The organism is Capnocytophaga sp. oral taxon 903 (genome assembly GCF_013394785.1).
In the GTDB taxonomy this organism is placed as follows: Bacteria; Bacteroidota; Bacteroidia; order Flavobacteriales; family Flavobacteriaceae; genus Capnocytophaga; species Capnocytophaga ochracea.
Map to the genome: position 1 here is coordinate 2061135 of NZ_JABXYW010000002.1, position 12453 is coordinate 2073587.

General features: G+C 39.7%; 11 protein-coding genes. 3 read left to right on the top strand and 8 right to left on the bottom strand.

Translation table 11 applies throughout. From position 1 onward, the window contains the following. Positions 1 to 14: 14 nt before the first annotated feature. Entirely contained in the window at positions 15 to 845 is an 831-nt protein-coding gene (locus tag HW279_RS08580) for an HAD family hydrolase (protein WP_178958668.1), read from the bottom strand. A gap of 99 nt (positions 846 to 944) precedes the next feature. Further along, positions 945 to 1646 carry a 4-hydroxy-tetrahydrodipicolinate reductase gene (gene dapB / locus HW279_RS08585; RefSeq protein WP_178958669.1) on the bottom strand — a complete coding sequence of 234 codons (702 nt, stop codon included), beginning with the start codon at positions 1644 to 1646 and terminating at the stop codon, positions 945 to 947. A 76-nt stretch (positions 1647 to 1722) separates the two neighbouring features. Between dapB and HW279_RS08590 the strand changes: the two genes are divergently transcribed. After that, positions 1723 to 1938, top strand: a complete 216-nt coding sequence (locus HW279_RS08590; protein ID WP_178958670.1) for a hypothetical protein — start codon at positions 1723 to 1725, stop codon at positions 1936 to 1938. A gap of 23 nt (positions 1939 to 1961) precedes the next feature. Here HW279_RS08590 and HW279_RS08595 read toward each other — a convergent pair whose 3' ends face one another. Then, positions 1962 to 2738, bottom strand: a complete 777-nt coding sequence (locus tag HW279_RS08595; RefSeq protein ID WP_178958671.1) for a C40 family peptidase — start codon at positions 2736 to 2738, stop codon at positions 1962 to 1964. A 108-nt stretch (positions 2739 to 2846) separates the two neighbouring features. On the opposite strand from HW279_RS08595, the gene HW279_RS08600 reads away from it, so the two are divergent. Next, the gene (locus HW279_RS08600) at positions 2847 to 3761 is read left to right on the top strand and encodes an NTF2 fold immunity protein (RefSeq protein ID WP_178958672.1); all 915 of its coding nucleotides are present in this window, start codon (positions 2847 to 2849) and stop codon (positions 3759 to 3761) included. A gap of 21 nt (positions 3762 to 3782) precedes the next feature. Then, entirely contained in the window at positions 3783 to 4526 is a 744-nt protein-coding gene (locus HW279_RS08605; protein ID WP_178958673.1) for a class I SAM-dependent methyltransferase, read from the top strand. A gap of 103 nt (positions 4527 to 4629) precedes the next feature. On the opposite strand, the gene HW279_RS08610 is transcribed toward HW279_RS08605, so the two are convergent. The 5 genes from HW279_RS08610 to HW279_RS08630 all read right to left on the bottom strand — a co-directional run bounded on the left by HW279_RS08610 (position 4630) and on the right by HW279_RS08630 (position 12356). Then, positions 4630 to 5229 (bottom strand): 50S ribosomal protein L25/general stress protein Ctc, encoded by a 600-nt coding sequence (locus HW279_RS08610; RefSeq protein ID WP_009418740.1) that lies wholly within the window; start codon positions 5227 to 5229, stop codon positions 4630 to 4632. A 99-nt stretch (positions 5230 to 5328) separates the two neighbouring features. Beyond that, on the bottom strand, positions 5329 to 6273 hold the full coding sequence (locus HW279_RS08615) for a ribose-phosphate pyrophosphokinase (RefSeq protein WP_009418739.1): 945 nt from the start codon (positions 6271 to 6273) through the stop codon (positions 5329 to 5331). 616 nt (positions 6274 to 6889) lie between these two features. Beyond that, positions 6890 to 8398, bottom strand: coding sequence for a DUF6850 family outer membrane beta-barrel protein (locus tag HW279_RS08620; protein WP_255495808.1), 1509 nt, complete (start codon positions 8396 to 8398; stop codon positions 6890 to 6892). A gap of 101 nt (positions 8399 to 8499) precedes the next feature. After that, entirely contained in the window at positions 8500 to 9708 is a 1209-nt protein-coding gene (locus HW279_RS08625; RefSeq protein ID WP_178958674.1) for a DUF4876 domain-containing protein, read from the bottom strand. 14 nt (positions 9709 to 9722) lie between these two features. After that, positions 9723 to 12356, bottom strand: a complete 2634-nt coding sequence (locus tag HW279_RS08630; RefSeq protein WP_178958675.1) for a TonB-dependent receptor plug domain-containing protein — start codon at positions 12354 to 12356, stop codon at positions 9723 to 9725. Between the last annotated feature and the right edge of the window lie 97 nt (positions 12357 to 12453).

The window sequence follows — 12453 nt, forward strand, 5'->3', positions numbered from 1 at the left end:
TGAATGATTAACGTTTAAAGGTTCATTACTTTTTGTTCTCTTAACTGTTTTAAGAATGTTGCCACACCGTCTTTGGAGTGGTGAAGTGTTATGTGTTTGGCTACTGCTTTTACTTCGTCGCGAGCATTAGCAACTGCTACCCCATAACCTACGCCTTTGAGCATCTCCAAATCGTTATAGTTATCGCCAAAAGCTATTGCTTCGCTCAAAGGCAAGTGATAAATCTCGTCTGATACTATTTTCACTCCTGTGAGTTTAGAAACACTGATATCTGATAGTTCTATATAAGTTTCTCTCCCGCGATAGATTTGCATTACCTCTGTATATCTCTCGTTTAGTAGCTTGAACATTCGCTCTATAAGAGTTTCTTCTCCCATTAACATTAGCTTGTGAGCGCCGTGTCCTGCTTGTTTCCACTCAGTGAGTACTTCGCGATTGGGTCGCACGGTAGGAGTTACTTTGGTAATTGTTTCTTCACGTTGTGCCCATTCATCGTTGGCGGGTACATACCACTCGTCGTTATAGTAAAAACTGATGTGTATCTGAGCATTGAATTCTTGTTCGTTGAGGGCGACTACTTCTTCGAGAATAGGGCAGGGGATAGTAGTAGAGTGTAGCACCTTTTCGCCATTGAGCACTAATCCGCCATTATAAGCGATAAGTGGTAAGCCTGCGATGCCTAAGTCTTTTTGTATGTGATACATTTGCTGAGGCATACGTGAAGATACTAAAATGAAAGGTATTTTGTCTTTCAGTTGTTTTACTTCGTGAATGGTGTTCTGCGTAAGGGTTCGCGAACCACTTAATAGAGTGCCATCGATATCAGAAAAGATAATTTTATACATTCTTTTGGTTAAGAGTCCTATGTTAAAAATTAGGAGTTATTAGAGTGCAAAGATAATACCTTTTTTTAAGATAAGTAGTTTTTTGATTAAAAAATACGCTTAATGAAGGTTGAGTACATCGTTCATCGTAAATACTCCTTGCTTACCTATAATCCATTCGGCTGCCATAACAGCACCGAGAGCAAAGCCTTTGCGATTGTGAGCGGTATGCTTGATTTCTATGGTGTCTACCTCACTGGTATAGGTGATGATATGAGTGCCTGGGACGCTATCTATGCGCTTGGCTACGATAGGGATTTCGTTCTCGGTAGCTGTGTTTAAATGCCAACCTGTTTTATCAGTTTCAGCAATAATACTTTCTGCCAAAGTAATCGCCGTACCGCTGGGGGCATCGAGCTTTTGAGTGTGGTGAACTTCTTCGATAGCTACCTCATAGTCTTTGAGTTTAGCCATCAGTTTGGCTAAGGTTTTGTTCAGTGCGAAAAATACATTTACCCCTATACTGAAATTAGAGGCGTAGAGAAAAGCGGTTTGGTGCTTTTGGCACAAAGCTACTGCCTCATTGTATTGGGCTAACCAACCGGTAGTACCTGCAATCACGGGTACTTTGTGTGTGAGACAGTTGCTAATATTAGCAAAGGCACTGCTGGGGGTGCTGAATTCTATAGCCACATCGGCTATTGTAATGTCGTAAGAAGTTTCGGCATTATCTATTTTTAACACGATTTCGTGTCCGTGAGCGATGGCTATTTGTTCAATGGTTTTACCCATTTTGCCATATCCGAGTAAAGCTATTTTCATAATTGACTATTATAAATTAAATATTTTATTTCTTCTTTTCTTTTAAAGTGCAAAGTCGTAGCACGACAGGCATATAATGAAAAGACGAACAAAAGACGAACAAAAGACGAACAAAAGACGAACAAAAGACGAACAAAAGACGAACAAAAGACGAACAAAAGACGAACAAAAGACGAACAAAAGACGAACAAAAGACGAACAAAAGACGGTGCGAGCCGCACGGGCAGATAAAGAAAAGATGAACAAAAGACGGTGCGAGCCACACGAGCAGATGAACGATAAACGAGACTAAGATGTAGGAATCTTGAATTTATACTACTTTTCAGTCGTTGGGATTCTTCGTAAGAGTCGTAGTTGGTGAGTGTAATTGCGCAGTTCACTATTAAAAATACCGATATGATCTAAACGGTCGATGCGCACTTTGCCAAAAGAGTGAATAATCCTGTTGTCGCCTAAGAGAATGCCCACGTGAATGATATTGCCTTCTTCGTCGTCAAAAAAAGCTAAATCACCTGCTTGACTTTCTTCTATAAAACTAAGAGAAACACCACAAGTAGCCTGTTTTTTAACCGTACGAGGCAGGTGTATGCCGTTGAGTTTGAAAACCATTTGTACTAGTCCGGCGGCATCTATCCCAAAGGGAGTTTTGCCTCCTGTTAAGAAAGGCACGTTTAAATATTCCAAAGCAGTGGGAATAATGCCTTGATGAGGTATTCTTTGGGTAGATTGTGAAGTTTGTAATAGATGATTGTGAGAAAAGGTAGCCCCTTTGGGTATGTGCAGAAAGAGGTTGTCTCCGGTTTTCAAACGGAGCTTTGTAAGCCATCGGTGAGCATATTTTTCTTTCTTTTTTAGAGATTTTTTGTAGTCTTTATCCGAAATTTCCGTAAACTGACTGTTAGCTACCCAGCCTTCAATATTGTCGAACAGCAAGCGCACATAGCTCCAATGCTCTTCTTTATCAATTACTTGCAACAACTCTCCGAAGAGTAATTGCGTAATCATCTCAGCCCCCTCAAAGGGCTCTAAACGTACGGGAACAACGCTCAAATGGCATATTCCATAAGGTGTTTCTAATATCTTCATATTCATCACGCCCGCAAAGATAACAAATAATTAACTATTAGCAAGAAACTATTCATATTTTTTGTTTTTAAATGCTATTTTGTCTACTTTTGCACTCATAACAATCATATTATTATGGCAACTTACAAACACCCTATCACTTTGGAAGCCGTGCTAAAAGAAGTAACCGAAGAGCGCTTCTGCAAAGGGCATCATTATAAAGACGTCGCTCTTACCGATGCGATGGTAGAGCAGATAGTACAAGTAAAATCCTTAGTAAATATGGGTTTTATCAATACGGATATTACTGATGAAGCCCTCAAATACTTGGCTACTTTGCCTAAACTAAAACTCCTTTTCTTAGAAGACAATAAGCAACTCACAGGCGAAGGCTTCAAATACTTTACCTCGAAACCTGTTGACCACATTTCGTTGGACGGTTGCCCCGTAACCGATGGAAACTTGAAAATCGTCTTGCAAGTACCTCGCTTGAAGTCTATTTCATTGCGCCGTACCCGCATCACTTTCGAGGGGTTAATGGCTGTGGCGCATTATAGCAAAATAAAGTTTTATCTCGATAAGTTTTTCACCGAGGAACAAATAAAAACCTTTGAACAAGCCCAACGCACGGCGGGAAAGAAGAAACCTACTACTGCTAATGCTGATGATTTGCAAGAAGTTAAACAATTGCTCTTAAACTTTTTCTCAGCGATGACCCAGTGGGAAGAATTCGCTACAAAAAATGATGAAACAGAAGAGGGTGACCTTTTGGTAGAAGAAAAATGTAAAGCGATTTTTAAAAAGTATTGCACCGACAAACGTCGCATAGGCTATCGCCCTGAGGGGATTAGCTTTTCTATGACAAAAGGCGGTACCTATGGCAATCATCAAATTGTAGATAGTGAAACCCTTACCAAGAATAGGATATATATTTACACCCAAGACGAGTTAAACTTTCAGTATCGCTTCCTGATTATCCGAAAAGACGGTATTTGGAAGATTGACGAGTGCCAATGGCGTGACGGAGGCTGGAAAAAATACGGATTATAAAACTCATTTAAATAATTAAGTATGATGACAGATATATCTCAAAAGCTAAAATCTGATATAAAAGTAGAAGATTTAAAACAAGAAAATGGTATTTTGTGCTGTATGAATGACTATTTCATTAGTGGAGATAACCAAAAGTATATGAAAATGTACGATTGGATGTCTCTTTTCTATGATTTTGGAGAGAAATGGATAGGAAGACTCAAGTATGGACACGCTATTGACTATCTACGTACCGAGTTGATGAGCCGTTTGGAATGGAAAAACAATATTTCGGTACTTTATGTTTCCATAGGTACAGGAGCTGACTTGCATTACCTGCCACAAGGGATTGATTTAAAAACGATAGACCTTGTAGGAGCAGATATCTCAATGGGAATGCTCAAAAAGTGCAAAAAGGAGTGGCAAAAGAAAACAAACCTTACACTCGTGCAGTGCCCCGCCGAGGAATTACCCTTTGCCAATAATACTTTTGATATTGTTTTTCACAACGGAGGTATCAATTTTTTCAATGATAAAGCGCTTGCCATAAAGGAAATGCTTAGAGTTGCCAAAACAGGAAGCAAATTGCTTATTGCTGATGAAACAGCCGACTTTGTGGAGACCCAATACAAGAAAAGTGTCTTCTCCAAATCTTATTTTGAAGGCAAAACAGTTGATTTGAATGCTATAGAACAATGTATTCCTCTTTCTGTAGCTGAAAAGAAAACAGAATTGTTTTGGGATAATAAATTTTATGGTATTACTTTTAGAAAAAGTAACTAAATGAATGCTATAAGAAAAAGAGAGTTTACTAAACTGCAATAAAGAAGCCATAACAAACAATTGTTTGTTATGGCTTCTTTGTAGAAAGTTTATTTGTTAAAAGTTATTTCTTAGTGGCAGCTTTTTCAGCTTTTGCAGCATCTTGTGCGGCTTTCATTGCAGCACGTGATACTCTCACTTGGCAAACTACAGTGTTATCTGGGTGCATAATCTTGTATTTATCTTGTGCTAATTTAGTAACATATAGCTTATTACCCATTTCTAAGCCTGAAATATCTACAGGAACAAAATCAGGTAAATTGTCAGGAAGAGCTTTTACTTTTAGTTTGCGGTTCACAATACGCAAAGTACCCCCAGCCATAATACCTGGTGAAGTCCCCTCAATTTGAATTGGTACTTCAATAGTGATTTCTTTGTCTTTGTGAAGCTGATAAAAATCGATGTGGATAATTTTATCAGATACAGGGTCAAACTGAATGTCTTGCAGAATGGCGTTATAGGTTTTACCATTCAATTCAATCGCAGCGGTGTATACGTTAGGAGTGTACACGATGTTTTTGAATGCTAATTCAGGTGCTGAAAAATGCAGAACATTGTCTCCCCCGTATAGTACGCAAGGAACCTGTCCAGCATTACGTAAGGCTTTGCTTGCAGCTTTGCCCACGCTTTCTCTTTGAGATCCTTTGATTGTAATTGATTTCATTTATTTATAAATAATTATTAAGTTACTTGTTCTTAGGCGTTAGGTTTTGTTAGATATTAAACATCAATTCTTACCTTTTACTTTTAACCTTTCACCTTGCTACATTATAAATTTAGAACTGATAGGCTCGTTGTGGTGTACGCGATGCATTACATCAGCAAAAAGATCAGCACAACTCAGTACTTTTATTTTGCTAGAAGGCTGCTTTAGTGGAATCGAATCAGTCACGATAAGCTCTTCTAAAGCCGAATTCTCTATGCGCTCATATGCGTTCCCGCTCAGTATAGGGTGAGTAGCCACCGCTCTTACACTTACAGCTCCTCTGTCCTTCATCAGTTGGGCAGCTTTCACCAAAGTACCTGCCGTGTCTACCATATCGTCTACCAATACTACGTTTTTACCCTCTACTTCACCTATGAGCTCCATTGTTTCAATCACATTGGCTTGTTTGCGCTGTTTATAGCAAATCACCACATCACATTTCAAGAACTTAGAATAAGCATAAGCCCTTTTAGAGCCTCCCATATCGGGCGAAGCAATACACAAATTGTCTAAGTGCAACCCCTGTAAATAAGGCAAGAAAATGCTCGAAGCAAAAAGATGGTCTACAGGGCGCTCAAAGAATCCTTGAATTTGGTCGGCGTGCAAGTCCATCGTCATAATACGAGTAGCACCTGCCGCTTGCAAAAGGTTAGCCACCAATTTTGCCCCTATTGGCACTCTGGGTTTATCTTTCCTATCTTGGCGAGCCCACCCAAAGTAAGGCATTACTGCTGTGATGTGCCTTGCCGAAGCGCGTTTGGCAGCGTCTATCATTAGTAAAAGCTCCATCAAGTTATCCGAATTAGGGAAAGTAGAGCATATTAAGAAAACGCGTGCCCCTCTAATCGATTCTTCATAAGAGGGCTGAAATTCACCATCACTATAATAAGAAAGTTTAACTTCACCGAGCTGAGTACCGTATTTTTGCGCAATTTTCTCAGCCAGCTCTATGCTTTTAGAGCAAGCAAAGATTTTTGAATTAGGGGTGGTTTCACTAAACATTTTTATCAGTAAATGTATTAAGGTATAAAAACTTCTAACTTTTCAGGGCGCAAAGGTACAAATATTAATCGTAATTGCAAGTATCCTGATCTGATTTTTTTATTTTATGTACCAAAATATACTTCGCATTACCTTTTTGTTTATCTCTTTGTTGCACCAATTACACTCTCCCACTACTTTTGTCATTTCTCATTTGTCACTCGTCATCTCTTCCTTTTTCCGTCATACTCCCTCCTAGTGCCTATGGTCTAAGGTCTATCAATTATTTCTCTTTCTTTCGCCTCGAAACCTCTTTTTTAACATTTTTAGCGTTGTTGTATTACAGTATGAATCAATTACTTATATACCCTTTCTATACCAATCGTCCAAGATTCGTATAAGCTTCCTATAAGCTCTCTATAAGCTAACCCCACCCTCCTAATATCCTTTTTCCTTCAAAATCCCTCTCAGTCCACTTCTGATATTTTTCGTTTTCCTCCGAAGTCTAAACCCCTTCTTTGAGTCTCTCCGAAATTCTCCAACTAATTCCCACATTTCCTAATTTCCTAATTTCCACATTTTCTAATTTCCTAATTAATAACCCACTGCTCGCATAGTACTTCCCCTTATATCAAGCTCAGAAAGTAAGCCCTAAACTAAATTGATGAAAAGTATTCACTTTTTGACTCGTAAATACTCCTATTTCACTGTTAAACCCTACAAAATAGCTTAATGAAGGCGAAAGTTTGTGATGGTATTGCAAACTCACCTCATAACGCTGTCTATCCGAAGCAAGAAAGCGGGCATTGTGCAAAAGCATTGTGCTGAGCTCAGCTTCATTGCGGTCATTGCGCAATAGATAATTCTCGTGTAATACTTTCCGATACCGATACTGCACGCCTGTTACCCCTATACTCTTCTCCCCTAAGGGTGCTACAACACTTATCGTCATTCCAACATTCATATAATCAAAATACTGAAAACTCCTCGCCAAAGTATAATCCTCACGATAAGTTTCATAACTCACATAAGGCATTATACGATACTGCACAGCATTGTCGAACCCAAAAAACGCACCTAACTGATATTGCTCGCATTTAAGGGTATAGTTTTTGTTCTTCGCAATAACCTCCGTCCAATTGTTATTGCGCCCCGAGAGGATAGGCTCTACGCCTTTTTTACTTTGCTGATAATACCCTAATTTAAATCCGTAGTGATAGTGAGCACGACGGAACAATTTGGTAAGTTCTGTATTGAGTACCCTATTGGTTAGGGTTACTGCAACAATCCCATTGTCATCAGTCATATACTTCTCAATCGTCAGTTGATGGTAATCCCCTGTGAGGAAAAAGTCGTCCGCCCTGCTGATAGCCATTCCTCCACCATAACCATAACCTTCGTAAAAAGCCCTCAGTTTATTGCCTTTCAGCAAATGGTTGTAATACCCCAAGCCATTGAGGTGATACACCGTAGCCCTCCCTAATTCGTTAAAGAACCTCAGTTCGTTTGATTGGGTATATTTCACAAAAGTGCTATAAACACCCATCTTCCACTGCATTACCTTCCACATAAAACCCGATTGCAATTGCAATTGCGAAGTAATATCCTTAGGACGCGGGTCTTTATCCCTACTTGCTAATTCAGCTTGGTAATTCAAAGAGATACCCCAATGCAGGCGTTGCCATTGTTTGGCAAAACCACCCGTAAAGGCGTATTGTTCGCTGTGCAAATCTCCCCCTATGGCATCAGCAGTGAAGTAAGGATACAGCAACTCACCATCTAACGACTCGTTCCAGCGAATGTGCTTTAGGGTTCGATTTATATACGACGCATCACCCCAAAGCGTACGCGTGCTGTCATAAGGAAAATAAGAGCTCGCTTTTACTGAGAAAGCAGTATGACCTTCAGGATACTGCTGGGCATACGCCTGCTTATCGCTTCCCTCGTAAGTTGTTTGCACCGACGAAAAGCGATATTTTCCCCAATCTGTCATTGTTGCCGGATTCTGAAAGTAAGCTCTATAAATGCGTTGAATACTTTGTTGCTCTTTCAGTTTCAGCAGAAGGGTATCGATGGTATCTTGCCCCCAAGCAATCATCTCGCAGAGAAAAAATAAAAATAATATGTTGAGTGGACGATGTGTCAATTCTAATTCATTGATTTGTCAATAAAAAACGCTATAAACTTTGCCAAAATTTAACTTTGGCAAAGTTAAATCTGCAAAAGCAATATTTCACTCTTCACTTTTCACTTTTTAAGTGTAGGTGTAGTGAGGATTTCGAAATCTTCAGTAGAGTTGTTAGTATCTTTAAAGATAGGCTTACCATTGTTTTCAGAAAGAACCTTACGGCGTACAGATTTGCCATAACGAGTTTTGTCTTCCTCATCTTTAGTCACATAAGTATAGCCTGAATCCAAAGAAGTATCGGTCACCAACCATTCGAAACCTTTTTCAGTACTTAGATTTACGGCATCTACTATCCACTCATTAGGAATTTTCAACGTACTTCCTGTCTTTTTAACTATTTTGCCTTTAACATTAACTTCATATTCATAGTCATATCTAAGAGTAGAAGTAGCAGTACCTTCTGGAAAACGGGCTATCACATAGCTTCTATTACCTCGATTATTGAATATGAGAATACCATACAAATTGATGTTATTGGTAACAGTAGGGCTATCTATATCTTTTACTCTTGGAGGATAATAATTCTCAAAGTTAGCTTTGCTCAAATCTAAAGAATTAGGATTGTTTTCTTTATGGTTAATTCCTTGTTCAGCAATAACAATAGAAGCACCTGGTTGCACGGGATATTGAGTGCCTGTACCAGGTATTTGCACCATACCTTCTACTGCAAAGGCTTCTTTCATTATATTGGGAGTGTAATCTCTTTTGGTTACCGTTAAAAACTTAGAATCTGCTAATACCAAACCATCGGCGTAAAGCACCTTATCGGTATTGTTATAAAGTTTGATATACTGGTCACCAAAGTATTGTTTTCCTTCAGGAGTTAAAGTGCCAACAAAAAAGATTTCTTCTATAATAAAGTCATTACCTTTAGCTTTGATAGATAAAGGTACTTTAAAAGAGCTATCGCTAAGCACATCTATTTTGCTAACGAAAGCACTGAGTTCACCTGCTACGGTCTTGCCATCAAGGGTATAAGTAGCAGTGGTGGCAATGCGCAGTTCATAGCTCCCCATCAAAAGAGGAAGGGTTAATTCATTTTGAGAAAGATTGGTAAAAATACGTTCTACTTTCTCATTCTTGTTGAGTTCTGTAAGAGTAAGGGTGAGCGTACCATACCGAACATTGGTTACCTTATCAGGATTTTGTAGCTGAAGGGTAAGATTGCGTGTAGTAACAAAGGTGTTGATATTATCATCATCCTTCTTACAAGCGTTTAAGAGCACTAAAGTAAGTGCTAAAGCTAAAAATTGTTTTAAATGTCTCATAATATGTTAATTTATTAATTTGCTAATTTACTCTTCCCTAAAGAAATGTTCATCTCCATTCCAAAATAGGGGTTGATAAGTCCGCGACGGTTGATGTATTGTCTGTTCACACGGTAGTCCTCGTAAAAGTTGAACAGATTGTTTACATATATCGAAAGGGTAAAGTATTTATAGAATTCTTTTGATATTTTTAGATGTATGTTCATTGATAATGGGGTTCTATCACTGAGACTTATAGTTGTAGGGCGTATGAGCCATTGCAATACGGGGTCACTCGCTTCTGTCGCTGTATATGGGTGACGCACACCATCTTCACTGATGTAGTGAGTGGGCACACGACTAAGAGATGGACTGCTGTTGATAACATACCAAGTGAGGTCGCAACGTACAGAGGTGATGAGATGCAGTTCAGGAAGGTAAGTGTCGGCTACGAGACTGGTTTGTAACTGTTCACAGTCGTACTTCTCCATTTCAGGATATACTCCCAGATTGTAATATTTGCGGTTGTTGATGACATCTTTATCGGCAGGACGATATACAGGCAATGAGTTGTAATACAAGCTGTGAAACCACGCACCACTAAGGGTAAAGCGAGTGTTGAGCAATTGTAGGCGCTTGCTACTGTACTGAAATTCCACCCCTTGTTTATCAATAGCCGAACCATTGCTCTCCATATCTGAGAGTATCAGGGCGTCTTGCACAGTATAGGGCAGGTTTTCTACCAAAGGAGGGGCAGTAATCGCATTGTGATTGAGTCCTGTAGCATCGTATTTTTTATAGAATACTTTATGATAATTGCTCATTTTGCGGAAACCCGATTGCATACGCTCGTCGAAATAGTTGATAAACAGCGAATGGTGGTCGTATTCCAAGCCAAGGCGCACTTCGGCTTTGCTGTTCACGGCGGGCATAATGCTGTAGTTCACTTGCGGGAAAATATACGTTTTATAGTGCAATTGGCGGTATGCCCTTTGACTGTGATAGTAATTTAGCTGGACAAAGTCTTCGTATTTTTCTTGAGGGTAGAGCATCTCTTGAGTAGGAAGTTTGCTGTGTTTTCCCCAGCCTGCTGTAAGACTGATACTGAGAGTTTTTTGGTTAGCAAACTCAATTTTAGGGAAAGTAACTTTCATATTCACACGTGGGTCGAAACACACCTTGTTATGCAATGCGTAGCGTGAATCGAGTCCTAAAAGGGTGTTGGCACGCAAACCAGCACGCAAGAAAAAATCGGTATGCCAAAAGGTTTTTTCTAACTGTTCTTCAACATAAAAAGACATATCCTGCATCGCGGGAATACTCTTAAAAGCACGCGGACGTGTAGTCATTTCGGGTGAAGGTGGGTGCGCCAAATCGTATACCTGACCCAGACCGTTGTTTTTGTTGTAGTTGTAAGTAAGCCCTATAAGAAACTCGTTAAGGAATCCTGCAAAACGTTTATAACCTCCTGTTGCAAAGTCGGTATAAAGGTGTAGCGGTTTGCCATCTACGAGCAAGTGCGACACATAGTTAGGGTCGGAAAATGCGCCATAAAATTCACCTGCTTCTCTGTTTGTGAAGACAGGGCGCGCATTGGTGATTTGCACCCATTTGTCTTGTTCAATACGGTCGAAACTCTGCGAGTAACTAGTCTTAAGTAGCAATGTTTTGAAGAATGTTTTGTGGAGTTCCCAACTCAGCCCATTGGCGATACGGATATTATTGTAAGTAGATTGATAAGCATCATAGCGATCGAAGCCTACATCGGGATCTCGTTTTTCCTTGTCGATAGTGCCCGTATAGTCGATACTAAAATTCCACGTAAGCGGATTTTCGGTATCGAAGTGTTTTTCGGCACGAGCCGAAGCAGTGTAACGTTTGTAGTTTTCAAAGCTGTTACGCGGGTCGGGTTGGGAATCTAAATAATCCAAACTGAAGTTAAGTTTGAGGCGATTTTCAGTAAGTTCAAAGCCTTTGCCTATATAGAAAAGTTTGCTAAAACCGTCGGCTTTGGCACGCGCCCTAAGGGGAGTATAGCCTTTTTTGCGGTGAATTGTTACTACTCCACTGCTGATGTCACCAAATTTCACCGATGGAATACCACGTATAATCTCCACTGTTTCAATATCATCGGTAGCAATGGTGCGCATATCCACCCCCGAGCGGGTAGTGTTGCGCTTCTTATCAACGTAATTCGATTGAGGGGTGATAATCATTCCGGTACCTACTGTAGATTGCATATTGTTATTCACATCTAAGGGAACACCATCAATATTGAAGCCTACGCCTAAAGAGGAAATACTATAGCCGTCCATAGGCGTTCCTGTCTGCCTGAGAGTGAGTGTATTGGCATAGTTCAGTGAGGGAGTCGTAACTTGCCGACCAGGGAGCAAACTCACCAAATCGGCAAAGCTGGACGGCTGGAGGTGTCGCATAGCCTTGCGGTCGATAAGCGAAGTAGAGGTAGGTGCAGGAAGTTCTTTAGCAGTTACTACCACTTCTTCTAACTGAATAGGCTGTGTAGTATCAGAAATAGTAGTAGGAGAAACAGTGGTGAGAGTTGCAGTTTGAGCGTAAAGAGCCGAGCAAAAAATAGGAAAAACAATGAGTGCCAAAGAGATGAACCTTTGGTATCGTAATGATTGTGCATATTTCTTTTCACTTTTCATTCTTCACTAAATCGGACTGCAAAGGTAGTACTTTTTTTGAATTATATAAAACAAATCTAAATAATATTAATATCAAACTTATAAAAATGCTTAATTT

Excerpts from the sequence above, each read along its gene's own strand:
- HW279_RS08605 (WP_178958673.1), top strand. The coding sequence starts at position 3,783 with ATGATGACAGATATATCTCAAAAGCTAAAATCTGATATAAAAGTAGAA.
- HW279_RS08600 (WP_178958672.1), top strand. The coding sequence starts at position 2,847 with ATGGCAACTTACAAACACCCTATCACTTTGGAAGCCGTGCTAAAAGAA.
- HW279_RS08590 (WP_178958670.1), top strand. The coding sequence starts at position 1,723 with ATGAAAAGACGAACAAAAGACGAACAAAAGACGAACAAAAGACGAACA.
- HW279_RS08615 (WP_009418739.1), bottom strand. The coding sequence starts at position 6,273 with ATGTTTAGTGAAACCACCCCTAATTCAAAAATCTTTGCTTGCTCTAAA.
- HW279_RS08580 (WP_178958668.1), bottom strand. The coding sequence starts at position 845 with ATGTATAAAATTATCTTTTCTGATATCGATGGCACTCTATTAAGTGGT.
- dapB (WP_178958669.1), bottom strand. The coding sequence starts at position 1,646 with ATGAAAATAGCTTTACTCGGATATGGCAAAATGGGTAAAACCATTGAA.
- HW279_RS08625 (WP_178958674.1), bottom strand. The coding sequence starts at position 9,708 with ATGAGACATTTAAAACAATTTTTAGCTTTAGCACTTACTTTAGTGCTC.
- HW279_RS08610 (WP_009418740.1), bottom strand. The coding sequence starts at position 5,229 with ATGAAATCAATTACAATCAAAGGATCTCAAAGAGAAAGCGTGGGCAAA.
- HW279_RS08595 (WP_178958671.1), bottom strand. The coding sequence starts at position 2,738 with ATGAATATGAAGATATTAGAAACACCTTATGGAATATGCCATTTGAGC.
- HW279_RS08630 (WP_178958675.1), bottom strand. The coding sequence starts at position 12,356 with ATGAAAAGTGAAAAGAAATATGCACAATCATTACGATACCAAAGGTTC.